The sequence below is a fragment of the Ignavibacteria bacterium genome (assembly GCA_013177855.1).
Classification (GTDB): domain Bacteria; phylum Bacteroidota; class Ignavibacteria; order Ch128b; family Ch128b; genus Ch128b.
Genome location: JABLYA010000006.1, coordinates 69,573 through 85,631, shown reverse-complemented (window position 1 = coordinate 85,631; position 16,059 = coordinate 69,573). Strand labels below are relative to the sequence as shown.

Annotated in this window: 18 protein-coding genes; 15 read left to right on the top strand and 3 right to left on the bottom strand. The window is 27.4% G+C overall.

What is annotated here, in order from left to right:
* Window positions 1–726, bottom strand: a complete 726-nt coding sequence (locus HPY57_14135; GenBank protein NPV12906.1) for a hypothetical protein — start codon at window positions 724–726, stop codon at window positions 1–3.
* 87 nt (window positions 727–813) lie between these two features.
* On the opposite strand from HPY57_14135, the gene HPY57_14130 reads away from it, so the two are divergent.
* The 12 genes from HPY57_14130 (at window position 814) to HPY57_14075 (ending at window position 12,644) form a co-directional block, all read left to right on the top strand.
* Window positions 814–1,458 (top strand): hypothetical protein, encoded by a 645-nt coding sequence (locus tag HPY57_14130; GenBank protein NPV12905.1) that lies wholly within the window; start codon window positions 814–816, stop codon window positions 1,456–1,458.
* Between the two features lie 23 nt (window positions 1,459–1,481).
* Window positions 1,482–1,739 (top strand): hypothetical protein, encoded by a 258-nt coding sequence (locus HPY57_14125; protein ID NPV12904.1) that lies wholly within the window; start codon window positions 1,482–1,484, stop codon window positions 1,737–1,739.
* A 28-nt stretch (window positions 1,740–1,767) separates the two neighbouring features.
* Window positions 1,768–2,436: a hypothetical protein gene (locus tag HPY57_14120; GenBank protein ID NPV12903.1), complete on the top strand. Its 669-nt coding sequence runs from the start codon at window positions 1,768–1,770 to the stop codon at window positions 2,434–2,436.
* Window position 2,437: 1 nt separating this feature from the next.
* Window positions 2,438–2,953 (top strand): hypothetical protein, encoded by a 516-nt coding sequence (locus tag HPY57_14115; protein ID NPV12902.1) that lies wholly within the window; start codon window positions 2,438–2,440, stop codon window positions 2,951–2,953.
* A complete protein-coding gene (locus HPY57_14110) occupies window positions 2,953–4,566 on the top strand; it encodes a hypothetical protein (protein NPV12901.1) in 1,614 nt (537 codons plus the stop codon). The genes HPY57_14115 and HPY57_14110 overlap by 1 nt, the downstream gene beginning before the upstream one ends.
* Before the next feature lie 18 nt (window positions 4,567–4,584).
* The gene (locus tag HPY57_14105) at window positions 4,585–4,896 is read left to right on the top strand and encodes a hypothetical protein (GenBank protein ID NPV12900.1); all 312 of its coding nucleotides are present in this window, start codon (window positions 4,585–4,587) and stop codon (window positions 4,894–4,896) included.
* A 16-nt stretch (window positions 4,897–4,912) separates the two neighbouring features.
* Window positions 4,913–5,380: a peptidase M15 gene (locus tag HPY57_14100; protein ID NPV12899.1), complete on the top strand. Its 468-nt coding sequence runs from the start codon at window positions 4,913–4,915 to the stop codon at window positions 5,378–5,380.
* Between the two features lie 492 nt (window positions 5,381–5,872).
* Window positions 5,873–10,054, top strand: a complete 4,182-nt coding sequence (locus HPY57_14095) for a T9SS type A sorting domain-containing protein (GenBank protein NPV12898.1) — start codon at window positions 5,873–5,875, stop codon at window positions 10,052–10,054.
* 226 nt (window positions 10,055–10,280) lie between these two features.
* Complete coding sequence (locus HPY57_14090) at window positions 10,281–10,733, top strand: hypothetical protein (GenBank protein NPV12897.1); 453 nt, start codon at window positions 10,281–10,283, stop codon at window positions 10,731–10,733.
* A 279-nt stretch (window positions 10,734–11,012) separates the two neighbouring features.
* Window positions 11,013–11,384, top strand: coding sequence for a hypothetical protein (locus HPY57_14085; GenBank protein NPV12896.1), 372 nt, complete (start codon window positions 11,013–11,015; stop codon window positions 11,382–11,384).
* A 69-nt stretch (window positions 11,385–11,453) separates the two neighbouring features.
* On the top strand, window positions 11,454–12,308 hold the full coding sequence (locus HPY57_14080) for a universal stress protein (GenBank protein ID NPV12895.1): 855 nt from the start codon (window positions 11,454–11,456) through the stop codon (window positions 12,306–12,308).
* Between the two features lie 93 nt (window positions 12,309–12,401).
* On the top strand, window positions 12,402–12,644 hold the full coding sequence (locus HPY57_14075) for a hypothetical protein (GenBank protein NPV12894.1): 243 nt from the start codon (window positions 12,402–12,404) through the stop codon (window positions 12,642–12,644).
* Window positions 12,645–12,726: 82 nt separating this feature from the next.
* On the opposite strand, the gene HPY57_14070 is transcribed toward HPY57_14075, so the two are convergent.
* On the bottom strand, window positions 12,727–14,136 hold the full coding sequence (locus HPY57_14070) for a hypothetical protein (protein NPV12893.1): 1,410 nt from the start codon (window positions 14,134–14,136) through the stop codon (window positions 12,727–12,729).
* Window positions 14,137–14,217: 81 nt separating this feature from the next.
* Between HPY57_14070 and HPY57_14065 the strand changes: the two genes are divergently transcribed.
* The 3 genes from HPY57_14065 (at window position 14,218) to HPY57_14055 (ending at window position 15,739) form a co-directional block, all read left to right on the top strand.
* The gene (locus HPY57_14065) at window positions 14,218–14,730 is read left to right on the top strand and encodes a hypothetical protein (protein ID NPV12892.1); all 513 of its coding nucleotides are present in this window, start codon (window positions 14,218–14,220) and stop codon (window positions 14,728–14,730) included.
* 11 nt (window positions 14,731–14,741) lie between these two features.
* Window positions 14,742–15,359: a VWA domain-containing protein gene (locus HPY57_14060; GenBank protein NPV12891.1), complete on the top strand. Its 618-nt coding sequence runs from the start codon at window positions 14,742–14,744 to the stop codon at window positions 15,357–15,359.
* 230 nt (window positions 15,360–15,589) lie between these two features.
* The gene (locus HPY57_14055; GenBank protein NPV12890.1) at window positions 15,590–15,739 is read left to right on the top strand and encodes a hypothetical protein; all 150 of its coding nucleotides are present in this window, start codon (window positions 15,590–15,592) and stop codon (window positions 15,737–15,739) included.
* A 51-nt stretch (window positions 15,740–15,790) separates the two neighbouring features.
* On the opposite strand, the gene HPY57_14050 is transcribed toward HPY57_14055, so the two are convergent.
* Window positions 15,791–16,024, bottom strand: a complete 234-nt coding sequence (locus HPY57_14050) for a hypothetical protein (protein NPV12889.1) — start codon at window positions 16,022–16,024, stop codon at window positions 15,791–15,793.
* Between the last annotated feature and the right edge of the window lie 35 nt (window positions 16,025–16,059).

Genomic DNA, 16,059 nt, shown 5'->3' with positions numbered 1-16,059 from the left:
TTATTTAGTTTTTAAATTATTTAATTTGATAATATTATCTAATTTATCATTTACAAAAGATATGTTTTTATTTAATGTTTTAATATTTTCTTTTATATTATCTATTGATGATCTTTGCATAATTAATTCATTTGCCATTTTTTCAATAGTTAATTTATTTTCATTAATTATAGAATCTATTTCATCTTCGCTCATATTTTTTATTTCGTTTATGAAATTTTTATCAACACCATCAGAAGTTAACCAATCCGTATATGAAGTTACATACATTTTCTCTTTTGGTTGTTCTGTTCCAAAATGTTCTTTTTTTATATTTCTTTTCTTTCTTTTTTTATATTGTCCTTTTACAAAAGTACTAGCCTTTGCAGCAATATCACCAGAACCTCTACCAACGGTTTCGGTTGGATATCCTGTTCCACTATAAGTATTTATAGAACCATCTGTAGATACAGGTGGGGTTGAAACATTTCCCATACCAGAAGTATTACCATCAGACGCAAATGCAACACCGCCATCTTCATTTAATTGAAAATTTGAAAAAGATTTAATACATTCATTTTTTGGTTGTTCTTCTTCTTTTGGTTTTTCGGGTTCAGGATGAGGAATTCTTTTTGATTCTTCCTCATTAGGTTTTTTTGGTTGTGGTGCACCAATATTACCCATCCCATATGTATTACCATTCGTTTGATTAGCATTTTCAAACAATGTGAAACTTTTAATTTTCATAATTGTAGATTTATATTTTTATTATATATTAATTTTATATTTTTATTATATATTAATAATTAAAACTAAAAATTAAATATATAGATTATGAAATATTTAAAATATATTGAGGACTGGAATATATATGTGACTAAAAAATTTCAATCTATATCAGAAGAATTGTCTGAAGAACAATTGATTAATTATATAAAAGAAAATTGTAAGGAGTTTCTTAAAAAACCTAAAGTTATAACAAGAAGTATAAGACCAGATAATTTGGGTAAAGATTGGATAGATTTTGACTATTTCTATTCAGATCCAAAAACATTAAATAGAAAATCATCCGATTGTTATAATTATTATACTTTAATTATAGATAATGCACCAGAATGGAAAGATTATCCTAAAAGAAGCAAATCTTTTATATGTACATTAGGAACAAGTCATATTGAAGGTAATAGATATTATGTTATTCCAAAAGATGATTCTAAATGGGGTGTTTGTAAAAAACATGATATTTTTGTTTCCTTTGATGATTTGAAATATGATGCTGGTCAATTTACTAGAGATTTATATAATTTTTATTATGTAATAATGGGAAATAAAAATGATGTACTAAACGATGATGATTATAATGAATTTATGACAAAATTAAATAACCTCAACACTAAGTTAAAGAAAATGAAATGGGAAAAAGTTAAGGAATTAATAAAAAAAAACAATATTTATCACGACAATTTATTAAAATATTGAAAGATAATTTTTATGAATTTTATATGATACCTAGTGTAAAGAAAGAAGGTTGGTGTGGTGATATGAAATCAATAGTAAAAAAATATTTTACAAACAGAAATTTTTCAATAAATTCATACAACGAATTACGAGAAACAACAAATTTAATATATAAAAAAGAAAATATTATACAATTTAAAACCGAAATAAGTGATTTTAAAGAACAAGAAATATGGACAGAATCACCTTGTGTATTTATACATAAAAGAAAAATAAATGAGGTATTAAACAAACTTTTTTAATATATAATAAAAACATAATAAAGAAACAATGAAAATATTAAAACTTTATGAAGAATATGTAAATTCTGCATCTAATAGAATTTCTACTCTTTTGAATAATATGGTCAAGATGTTTAAAGAAACATTTGAAGGAAAAAATGATGTTCTTGGTGAAAAAGAATTAGAAGTTGTAACACTTGTAGATGTTGAAAGATCCACATCATATGATGAATTTGAAAAAAATATAATTTTAAACTTTACTGATAATGAATTTTATTATCAAGTTATTTTCATTGTCAAATTGGATGATGTTAAAAATAATGATCCAATAACTAAAGCTTATATGAAAATAAAATTATATGATAATGAAACATCAGAAATGTTAAGAGAATGGCAAGGTAACTTAGATATTAAACAATCAACAGAAGATGAAATAAACGAAGAAGGAAGATTTTTTGTAAAAGTTAAATTATCATCTGAAAATGAAACACTTAGTCAAGGTCAAGAAATACAATCACAAGCCACATCACCAGCTCAAAAACAAGCACAAGGACAAGGTGGTCAAAAACCAATGGAAAGTGCTAATTTTAAAAAAGGTGAGAAACTATTTGAAGGTATACCATCACAAAATCAAGGACAAAATGATGCAGGTTTTGATTTTATTGAAATATTCATTATTTCTAAAATAGGTGAATTAAAAACACAATTTGAAAAATAATATGGAAATAGTAACAAACAATACAATGTTAAGATACTTTAAAACAATTAAATATTTTAAAGTTGATTTAGGTACAAATATAAAAGGTCCAGTTCAAAAAAAGAAAGATCCTGATTTTACAATTAAAATCAGAGATGAATTTATTAAAAAATATCAATCTTTAACAAATCATATTATCTTTAAATATGGAGATATAGGTACTTTAAAATTTTATGAAGATAATTCAATACCAGCAAATGAATTTCATATTTACGATAACGAAAAAATATATGAAATAGTTGCAAAAAAAGATGATTTAGATAAAGAAGCAATTACATATTTAACTGAAGTTTTACAGATGATTGAAAGTGGTGAAAAAGAGAAAGAAAAAGTAGAAGAAATAAAAGAGTATAAAATGGTTAAAAATATAACTTATACTAATATGCCAGAAGAAATAGCAAGACCAGATATGAGTTTGCCAAGAGACCAATATATTGAAGCATTGGTCACAAGAAGAAAATTAATGAATAGATTATAATGGAAAATCCTTTAGAAAAACCTTTCGAAATGGCATCGGAACTTGTACAAGAAATTGTTTCAAGACCACCAAAACATCCAGACGGAACAACAGGTCAATTACCACCAGGTTTATTAACTAATAATATTGCTAACCCATCTCTCGCTGAAAGAAATATTAATCAAACTAATGCTGGTGTATTAACAAATAATATTGGTACAAATTTAGGAACAATTGTAACACAAACATCACCAGGTATTTTATCAAGTAATGTTGGTAATTCTATAATAAATGATTATAATATTCCTCAAGATAATGCTGGTGTTATTACACCAAACATTGGAACGAATTTAGGTAATGTAATAATACAAGATGCTGTAGGTATTTTAACTAATAATGTAGGAAACAACGATTTGGATGCACCAATTTTTTTACAAGACAATCCAGGCACTACAACACCAAATATAAATAACCCTATTTTAACAATACCAACATTTACACAAGATGTTCCAGGTATAACAACAGATAATATTTCTAATGTTGCATTAACATCTGTTTTTACACAAGATGTACCAGGTATTATATCCAATAATATCAATAATACCATATTAAATACACCCGTATTTTCTCAAACAACACCAGGTTCATTAACAAATAATATAGGTAATAATGATTTGGACGATCCAACATTTATACAAAACAATCCAGGCACAATAACAAATAATATAAGTAATATAACATTAAACTCACCTGTATTTTCACAAGATAATGCTGGTATGACAACAGGTAATATAGGTAATACAAATTTAGTAAATCCAGTATTTACACAAGATAGCGCTGGTATAACAACAGGAAATGTTGGAAATATAAATTTGAATAATCCTATGTTTTCTCAAGATAATGCTGGTATAACAACAGGAAATGTTGGAAATACAAATTTGAATAATACTATATTTTCTCAAGATAATGTTGGTATAATAACAAATAACGTTGGTAATAATGATTTAGATGATCCTTTGTTTACACAAACAATGCCAGGTTCATTAACAAGTAATATATCTAACAATAACATACAAAATCCTTTATTTGTACAAGATGATGCTGGTACATTAACACCAAATATAAATAATAATTTAAACACTGTATTTTCACAATTAAATGCTGGTGATTTAACTAACAATGTAGGTAATAATGATTTGAATGATCCAACATTTACTCAATTAAATCCTGGTCAACTTACAGATAATATTAATACTCCTTTAGAAACTTTATTTAATAATGAAATTAATAACACAAACATTGGTAATAAATTAGAACCAATTTATATAAATCCAAACACAGTTCGTAAAGTAGATTTAGGAATGATTCAAGACCAATTACCAATAGGGAATTTAACAGGTAATATTAAAAATAAATCATTAAAAGAAACATTATATAATAATGAACCAAAGAACAAAAACATTGGTGAAAAATTAGAAAATGTTTCTGAAAATCCAGAAAAGATTGAAAAAGTTCCGACATTAGAACAATTATTTGAAAACAAAAGTAAAGAAAGAAAAGTTGAATCAATAGATATTACTACAAAAATGAAAAAACGTAAAAATATAGGAACCGATTTAGGTTCTCTTTATTAAAAAATAAATTTGATAAAAATGAAACACATGAAAAAATTTAATGAAGGATATGGTGATGAACCAAGAATATCAAGTGTATCTATTTTGTACACATACTATTTTGATCAAAACCCAGATGGTATTGATCGTATAGAATGTTATAATCAACCAGAATCATCTCAAACAACTGAGTGGAAATTAATAGATATAGATAATGATGTATTATGGACATATGAAGGTTACATAGATGAAAACAATATTGATGAATTAATCGCTGACGGTGAACTTGATGAAGAATTTATTGATTATATTAAAGCTTGTGTAACCAATTTTCCATTAGAATTTATGTAAAAAATAATTAACAAATATGCCAGAAAATATTTCAAAGCATTTAACTTATAAAGAAGTAACTTATAGCCAAACTGCTATTAAAAACAATATTGACAATACACCAAACGAAAAACAATTGTCTAATATTAAATTAGCAGCTGATAAAATTTTTGAACCATTAAGAGAATGGGTAGGTGGACCTATTTACATTTCATCTTGTTTTAGATCAGATAAATTAAATAAGAAGATTGGTGGAGCCAATTCATCACAACATTTAGCCAATAATGGTGCCGCATTTGATATTGATGACACTTATGGTTATAAAACCAATAAAGAAATGTTTCATTATATATTGGATAATTTAGAATTTGACCAACTTATATGGGAGTTTGGAAATGATAATAATCCTGATTGGGTTCATTTTTCATATAATGAAGGAAAAAATAGAAAAGAAACATTAAGATCAAAGATGGTTGATGGTAAAACTGTATATGTGAAATTTTAAAACATTTTTAATAAATTAAAAAAGTCCAATAAAAATTATTGGACTTTTTTAATTTATAACTATAAAAAACAAAATTATTTTTGATTGCAATAAAACTTTATATTTAAATTAATATATAAAATGGAGATTAATAGCCAATTAATGTTAAAGGCTATAAAGTTAGCAGAATTATATGGATACTTTAATTATATATCAGTTAAAATATGTGGTGAATATAATGTAATTTATATTACACACGAAGATATTTTAAATACGATAGAGAAAGATAATATACAAAAGTGTAACTAATTATAACAAATCATACGCAAAATAAAAGAATTTTTAAAAACGACTTAAACCGATTGTCAGTATGACAACATTGATGTAAAATTAAACTTTTTGGTTGTTTTAAACGTTTAAATATATATGATGAAAATTTTAAAATATTGTTTTGTTTTGATATTTATTTTTAATAAATCAGTATGTCAAATTAGCGAGGGATTTGAAACTGGTTTGCCAACATCATATTCATCTGTTACTTCCTATATTTTAGCTTCAGGAACATGGACAGGACAGGCAAATGGAGTAATTAGAGGAACAACAGGCGTTAATTCGGGAACATATTCTTGCCAATTAAGAAGTCAAACTGGTGCACAAATAACTTCACCTAATATTCCATCGGGAGGTGTTTCAACAGTTACTTTTTACGCTTCAAGCAGCACAACATCAGGTAGCGTTCAGGTTAATTATTCAACTGATGGAGGAAGTACTTGGAATCCAGCGACAGGCTCACCTTTTTCATTAACGACAGGCTCACCTGTATTAAAAACTGCAATAATTAATACAAGTGCTTCAAATGTTCTTGTTCAATTTTATAGAACGGCTGCAACAGTTTATATAGATGATATTTTGATCTCACCATATTCTCCTGTTCCTACTATTACTATTTCTCCAACCTCTTTAACCTCTTTAAATTATAATTTTGGTGCAGGTCCTTCAGCAGAACAAACATTTACAATTTCAGGTTCCAATTTAACAAATGACATAGTTTTGACACCTCCAACAGACTATGAAATATCTACAACTTCAGGTAGTGGTTTTATTTCAAATCCGAGTTCAATAACACTAAACCAATCTGGAGGAAATGTTCCAAATACCACAATTTATGTACGTTTAAAATCTGGACTTTCAGCAGGAAATTACAATAGTGAGAATATTAGTTGTACAAGCACTGGAGCAACGACAAAAAATGTAAGTTGTAGTGGGACAGTTTTTACCCCAACATTAACTGTTTCGCCAACAACATTAACAAGTTTTTCATATATTGTAACGACAGGACCATCATCAAATCAAACGTTTACTATATCAGGAACAAATTTAATTTCAAATGTCAGTTTAACGGCTCCAACTGATTATGAAATATCAACTTCAAGTGGCTCAGGTTTTGGAAGTTCGTTAACACTTACTCCTACTTCAGGCACATTATCATCCACCACTATCTATGTTAGATTAAAAGCCGGTCTGCCTATAGGTACATATAATTCAGAAGTAATAAACTGTACGGCAACAAATGCTACTACAAAAACAATTACTTGCAATGGAACTGTAACAGCATCTAATTCTTCGGATGTAATTTCTGTTTCTGGTTCAGAATCGACTTCTGTTTCTTCTATTATTAATACACCTGGTCCATTAACTTCTGTACAAGGAACTCAGGTATGGCAATTTACTATTCGTGATGGCGGGGATTCGGGTGATGTAGATAATTTACCTACAATAGTTACTGGAATCATTATTTCTAACCTTAATTCTTCAGGTTTAGACTGGTCAACTGCTATTGAATCGATTGATTTATTTGATGGATCTACTAATGTGGGGTCGTTACAATACGGAAATGCCAACCTTACAAACTCACAAGCCAATTTTAGCAGTTTAAATATTATAGTACCAGATAATAACAGTAAAACCATAACTGTTCGACTGACGGTTCGTTGTCCTTTAGGTTCTGGAAATGACGATGGTGATTATTTTAGATTTAGTATATCAAATACAAATTTTACAACCGCTAGTTCTACAACCAGTTCTCAGAAATCCAGCTTTACTGCAGCTTCTTCTTCAAGTACTGCACCAAGAAATGAAATAGATATTGTGGCAAGTCAATTAGTTTTTACACAGCAACCCATATCTACTCCGCTAGGTTCAACCATGACACCAAATGTTACTGTATCTGCTACTGATATATGTGGAAATATTGATAAAGGTTTTTCAGGTACAGTTTCATTAACAAGTACAGGAACGATGACAGGTAGTCCTTTGACTGCAATTGCTTCATCAGGTGTTGCAACTTTTTCAGGAATTGTTCATACAGTTATAGGAACAGGTTTAACAATGACAGCAAGTAGTACTGGTTTAACTTCTGCAATAAGCTTAACATATGATATTTATTTAGCAACGGCTTTTCAACCAGGTGATTTTGCAGTAATTTCTATTTGTTCAAATACAAATTGTCAGGGTGATGGATCTGGTGATGATCAAATAAGTTTTATGATATTTAAGGATATTCAACCGGGAGATGTGTTTATAATTACTGATAATGGATATGAAAGAACAATTGCAAATAAATGGGGTAATTCTGAAGGCACATATCAAATAACAAGAACAACTAGTACAATAAACGCAGGAACAGTTATTACTATAAAATTACATAACAGTTCTCCGTATTTTGAAGGAATATATCCGGATAATAATTGGACATTTACAAATATTGGTTGGGCAGGAACAACTTGTGTATTAAATAGTGGAGGTGATCAATTATATTTTATGCAAGGAGGAACTTGGAATAAAGGAACAAGTAATGGAAGTCATGATGCAATTTATACACCAGGAGTTTATTTATATGCGTTTAATACAAATTCAAGTTGGACTTCATTTGCAAGCTCAACTCAGCATTCAGGATTAATTGAATTTATGGAATGTTTTAATATGATGCCTGGTGTGGCTACCGATTTCATTGAATATACTGGACCTACTACACCAGCCACTAAAAGAGAATGGATATTGCGATTAAATACTTCAACCAATTGGTCTTCAAGAATAGATTGTAATACATATTTTGCAAATAACATTCATCAAGGACAAACATATACTATACTTCCTTCTTCATATTCAGATGGTGTCTGGGTTGGTAATAAAAATATAAATTGGTTTGATTGTGCAAATTGGCAAAATTTAGAAATTCCAGATAAATACATTAATGTTCAGATACCTTCAACAGGTGTTACAAATGAACCTACTATAGGTGCACCACCATCAGGTTTATCAGGTGCAGAATGTAATAATATAGAAATACAAAATGGTAGAATACTTACAATGAATAATGCAGCGAGCCGATTGGATGTTTATGGTAATATTATTCAAAATGGAACTTTAACGGCAACGAATGGTGTTGTTAATATTTTAGATGATAACAGTAGTTTAACAAGTTCTTCGGATATTACTTTTTATAATTTAACCTTAAATAAAATTTCAAATACAAATACATTTACAATTAATGCAAATATTAATGTTGATAATTTATTGAATTTATTAAGTGGAATACTTGTTACAGGTTTTAATCGTATAACTATTAATAATACCTCAACTACTGCTATAAGTGGTTTTGGAACAAATAGCTATATTAATGGTAATCTAAGACGATATGTTACTTCTACAGGGACATATAATTTCCCTGTTGGAACAGAAAATTATTACGAATTATCATCAATTAAACTTAATTCTTCTGTAGGTTTAAATTATATTGATGCTAAATTTACTAATCCTCATGTAAGTTCTATAGATATTACTCCTTTAAATATATTAGTAAATGGTAGTGTATTAAATGAGTTGCTTGATTATGGTTTTTGGACCATCACTCCAAATGGAGGAACTTACAATTATGATGTTAGTTTAACTTCTAGAGGACATACGAATGCTGGTGCAATTGCTACATCTCATGCAATTATAAAACGTCAAAATAATACAGTTGATTGGGTTTCAGAAGGAACACATAATAATGCTGATCAATCAATGGGAAGTGATTGGATAACCGCACAAAGAAAAAGTCTAACTAATTTTTCTGATTTTGCTATTGCTAAATCTATTGTTGGACCTCTACCAGTTGAGTTAATTGATTTTAAAGCTGAAAAAAAAGATAATAACACTTATCTGACTTGGCATACAGCATCGGAGATAAATTGCAACTATTATTTAATTCAACGTTCCACATATGACATGGATCATTTTACTACAATAGGAAAAGTTTTATCTAAAGGATTTTCAAACGAATTAACAACTTATAATTTTGTTGATTATGATACACCAAATGAAATAAATTATTATAAGTTGATAGAATATGATTTTGATGGATATCTGAAAGAATTGGGTATTGTTTCAGTAAATTCTTCAAATAAAGAAGGAATGCTTTCTGTATCAGTTCTTCAAAGTTATGATTCAAAAGTTTACTTTGATATTTATAATATTTCTGGTAATCGTTTATGGTTAGAATTAACCGATATAAATGGAAATATTATTACAAAACAACAATTTGAAATAAATGATTCTATAGTTTATCGTTTAACAATTGATATAAATAAAGGTTTTTATTTAATTAAATTTAGTGACAATAAAAGTGTAGTAGTTAAAAAAATAATACATTAAAAAATTATATAAAACAATCTACCAATATAATATCGAATATAGATAACCTCAAATAAATTGAATAAATTAAAAAACTTGAATAATGTAAAAGGTTACATTATTTTATATTTTTTTAATTAATATGATAATATTTACCTTGTAATAATATAGTTATAATTTTATAAGGAATGATTTTTTTATTTAATAATTTTTTGTAATTTTGTAGTAAATTAAAAAAATAAAGAGAATGAAAAATAGAAAAGAAAAATTAGAAGCAATAATGGAAAATCCGATTTGGAGATATTTTAAAGGTTATATTAAGAAAATATTTATATTTATTTGGAAATGGAAATTACCTATATTATTTATTATTTTTATAATATCAATCTTTTTTGCCATACACACAATAAATGCAAAAAAGAATCAGATAACTAAATGTGGTATTGTGGAAGATATGAAACAAATCACAGATACAAATGACAAAAAAATTCAAAATATTATTTATGTGAGATATGGTATGGATATTGAACAACATTTCGTTGATGATAATTTATACTACAATAGCAAAAAAGGCGAGGAAATATGTTTTGATGTAATGAATCCTATTCATAAAAATAAATTAGCATTTTGGCTAATCACAGCATTTGTGTCTATTATATTATTTATAGCAATCGGTGCAAAAACTTATTTTTATTCATGAATTGAGTTCAACAAAAATTAGAAACATTTTCAAAGTACTTTAGAAAGAAAATTTTAGAAAAAAAGTGAGATAAAAATTAAACTTTAAAAAAAATTTTTTATAAAATTAGATTTATGTAATATTGGTTTTTATACTGAAAAATCATATTGTTTATTAAAAATTAAATAAATATGTGTTGGCTTTTTTTTATTAAAAAAAAATTATTGTACATTTGTATTATGAAATAAAATCACTGATTATTAACTAAAAACAAAAAATTATGATTACCTAGTTGCAACTATTAACAACAAAATTGCAAAACAAAAACAAACAAGAAATCCTTTTCTATTACCAGCACCTAAGATTATAGGGATTTCAGCAATTGCTTCTGCATTTACACAACGCAAGGTTGCTTCACATATAGCTATGACTGGTGAAATTACTTTAAGAGGCAAAGTACTCCCTGTTGGTGGTATAAAAGAAAAAATTCTTGCAGCTAAAAGAGCTAATATTAAGGAAATTATACTTTCAGCTGAAAATAAAAAACACATCGAAGAAATACCAGAAATGTACCTCGAAGGATTGAATTTCCACTATGTTAAAACCATTCAAGAAGTACTTAATATCGCTCTATTAAACGAAAAAGTATCGAATCCAAAGAAAATAGAATAATTTTTATGGCATTTGATTTTTTTTCAAAATAAAGTTATACTTTTGTATTTAGCAAAAAAGTAAATGGTTATGGAAAATCGTGAAAATAAAATTTTAGTTCCTGTTGATTTTGGCGAACAATCGTTGATTGCATTAGACCAATCGTACAATATCGCTCGAATGGTAAATGCTGAAATTTATATATTGCACGTTATTACTGAAAATAATGCTTTATGGGGATTGTTTAGCAAAAAGGAACAAAGCGATTTTGAAGAAAAACTAAAAATTAAACTCACTGAATTTGCTGGTTTTATAGAACAAAAATCGGAAGTTAAAGTAATTCTATTAGTAGAAAAAGGTAAATTAGTCGAAACTATTATCAATACAGCCGAACGCTTAAAGGTAAAATTTTTAATTGTCGGAACTTCAAGCTCTACCGATATTAAACAAAAAGTAATTGGTAGTAATGCACTTAGAATTGTTCGCGAAGCTACTTTCCCTGTTATAACTATTAAGGGAAAACATCATCGTGCCGGATGTAAAAATATAGTTTTACCGCTCGATTTAACCAAAGAAACTCGCGAAAAAGTATCCTATGCTATATACTTTGCTAAATATTTTAATTCTGTGGTTCATGCTGTTACCCTTAATACAACCTCGGATACATATATTATGAATCATCTTAAAATGCAGCTTGAACAGGTTAGTAACTATATTAAGAGTCAAGGTGTGGAATGTACTCAAAACTTTATTAATAGTGATTCGGGTAACGAAAACATGTGCAATGCTTTACTCGATTTTTCGCACAAAGTTGAAGCCGACCTTATTATGATTGTGACGCAACAAGAAACAGAAGTTATTAAATATTTTGTGGGTTCGTTGGCTAAGGAAATTATTCATAACTCCGATATACCTGTTATGAGTATCGTTCCAAAGAATCGATAATATGAGAATTCTTGTATTATTTTTAATTTTTTTATTCGTTATTTCAGCATGTAACCAGACTGAAAAGAAGAATTAAATGCTAAAAAAAATCTTTTGCTCGATGAGGAAGTAGTTGTAACGAGTATTTTTGCTGATTCTGTACTTCAGGCATCGCCGTGGAAATCGCCATTTAAAATCAATAATTTTATATCAAAACTAGGAACTCCAGTATGGTTTTATCGTTCTAAAAAAATAGTAAATCATTCTTGGAATTATGCAGATGAAGTTGAAATGGAACAAAAATATCAAATGGAAAAGAGAAAACAAAAATTAAAAAGGATTTTAAATGGAAAATAAATTTAGATATATTCAATCTATATTATAATTTACATTGCTAGGCTACACTCTATGAAAAAAGACCTCATTGAGGTCTTTTTTTTTATTTTTTATATTTTACATTTTCTTGGTATTTTGCTTGTCGCCATGCCAATGGATTCTTTGAATCCCATGATGTCAAATCAGATCCCCAGCCATGCCCCCAACCTTTGGCTTTTAGTGCTTGTTTTTCTGCCCAAGAAAGTAAGTGAATTACTCTTTCTTCTTCTGGTACATCTTTTGAGCCAACATATTCTTCAACAGGTATAAGTTTATATTCACCTTCACCTTTATAAGCATCGTCAAACATATATTTATCATCTGCTTCAATATCAATACCAGCAATACCATCATTCATTTCATATATTTCAACAAACCAATTATTATTAAATATTTTAATTTTTAATATATTTTCCAATTGATTTATAATATCTTTGAATTCGTCTTGTGATGGGTAAACCCAAAAAGCAATACATTTCTCTTTTATCCATATTCTACCAGGATATTTAATATCCGAATAATTACCACTTAATCCAGCATATTCATGGAAATCACCACGATTACCAACTTCTACTATACCATCTTTTACAGCGAATGGTCTGCCTTGATGTGTTCCTAAATCTAATTCACTAACATAATCAGGATTTTCAAATAATTTAAATTTTGTTATCATATTGTTATTTATATTTTCTTGATACTTAACTTGTCTCCACCAAAGGGGATTTTTACCATCCCATGCGGTTAAATCAGAACCCCAACCACGACCCCAACCTTTCTTTTTCAATTCTTGTTTTTCTTTATAATTTAGTAAGTGTATGGTTCTTAATTTTTCTGAACCAATAGTATCAATATTTTTTAAAGCCACTTTTATAAATTTATTTAATGGTAAAAGTGAATATTTAATATCATATACTTCATAATTTTCACCTTCATCACCGAACCATTTTACAGGTACATCAATAAACCAACTATTATCTATATGTATTTTCTTATCTAATTTTTCTTTATGAGAATTATCTTTGTGATATAACCATTCACCTCTTAAATTGGGGTTATCTTCTTTTTCTTCATCTGTCAATTTTCTATTATTATCTACCAATTCATTGAATGAATCTTCAATAATCTTAATTGTTTCCATGAATGTTAGAGTATTACTTTCAGTTATATTTTCGAATTTTAATTTCTTTTCTTCAATATCTATAAGGTCTGCAAAATCGTAATTCCAAAATGATATAATTTTTTCATTTATCCATATTCTACCCTTTAAAAAAGGTTGACATTCTCGAATTTTTAGTATTTCATTATATTCTTTTGGATATCTGATAAAACCAATTTTACCGTGTGTATCTGCACAATCACCAAAAATTACAATTTTTTTAGGAATTGAAAAAAAGAAAGGATAAGCACCATCACTTGTGAATGATACATATTGTTTTCTACCATCTATAATTTTTTCAATATTATCTGCTGACATATACATTATATATTAAAAATTGATTATAAATTAAAATAAAACTTTTTTTAACATTTGAAACTAAATATCGAAAAGAAAAAGATGAAGTTTGAAACTTATACAATTGATGGTAACAACTCAGCCGCTGTTCAAGCCGCTGCAGTTAATGGACTTGTAGAATTTAAATTTTACAAAGAGAAAATTAATCTTTTTATGTTTTATAATACTTCTAACATACATTATAACAATATTGGTACTTTTTATGGTGGCTATGTTAGTGGTACATACACAGGTGATTTTGATTTTCAATATTCAACTAATACAGCACCATTAAAAAGTTCGGTTTCAACTAGTTCTTTAATTGAAACTGGTAGAGTAGAAATGGGACCTGAATCAAATCAAAACCTAACACAGATTGATATGAATTTTGAAACCTACCCATTTCATACTATTATTTATCAATTAAAACCTAATTCACAAAGAACAACTGATATAAAAGAAATTAGAAATTATTGTACTGGTTGTGGTTATAGAATTAGAAAATCAAATTGGAAATTCTGTCCAAAATGTGGTTTACCCATTAAGAAAGATATTATGGAATTTTCAAAAAAATAACAAATTTTAAAATGAAAACAAAAATTATATGTATATTAGACAGATCTGGCTCAATGAGTTCAATCATCGAAGATGCTATTGGAGGTTTCAACACATTTCTAAAAGAACAACAAGAATTAGATGATGTAGCCAATATGGATATCTTTCTTTTTGATACAGAATTTTCAAAAGTTGTTAATAATGTTGATATAAAAAATGTAAAACCTATGACAAATAAAACCTATGTACCAAGAGGTGGAACCGCTCTCTATGATGCAATAGGCAAAACGATTGATTCTGAATTGGATTTCCTTGCACAAAACCCAAACAATCGTCCAGATAAAACATTATGTGTTATCTTAACAGACGGTGAAGAAAACTCTTCAAGAGAATACAGCCGTGAAAAAATCAAGATGATGATTGAAGAAATGGAAAAAGAATTCAAATGGAATTTTATTTTTCTTGCCGCAAATCAAGATGCTATAATGACAGCGGGTAGTATAGGTATTGCTGCAGGCAAATCAATGAACTTTGCTGCAAATGGTGAAGGTATTACTGTTGCTTATCAAAAAATAAGTAAAGCTGCCAGCTATTATAGAACAACTAATCAATCCAATTATAATAATATTTTCGTAGAAATCGATAAATAAGATAAACAATAATTAAAAAATTATGAACATTAAACAATAAAAAAACCCTCTTCGGAGGGTTTTTTGTTAATGGAATGCTAATAAACAAATAAAATATTAAATTTATCAACTTTTGACATTTTTAAATCTATATATATGATGTTTTTATTACCCTCAAAGTAATAAAAAAACAAAAAATAATTAAGTATTATAATATGAAAAAATTCTTTTTATTATTAGGATTGGCATTTATGATGGCTTGTTCTCCTGTTTCAGAAGTAGTTGATGAAGATACTGCTGATACTTGCAAAATCGATTCTACTAAAGTTGTTGCTCTTGACACAGTTGCAAATGACACAGTTGCAAAAATTGACACTATTAAAATAGAAGTAAAGAAGTAATCCTAATAGTATAGAAAAAATTAAACCCTTTTCTTAATTGAAAAGGGTTTTTTATTTGTCTTTTATTTGTTCAAGTTTTAGTTTCTTTTTTAAATATTCAAATCTCTTTTTAAATATCTTTGACCAATAGTTAATAATATAATACATATCTTTATCTTCAAGTTTAAGAACTTTTGGATCTGGTTTAATTTTTTCCCTTTTACAAGCAATTTTATAGACTTTTATAAAGTTTTTGCCAAAATTTTTATTAACTGCTTCAACATCATAAGAAAATAAAACTCTCAATAGTGAATTTATTTTCAGAAATTGAAAATTATAAG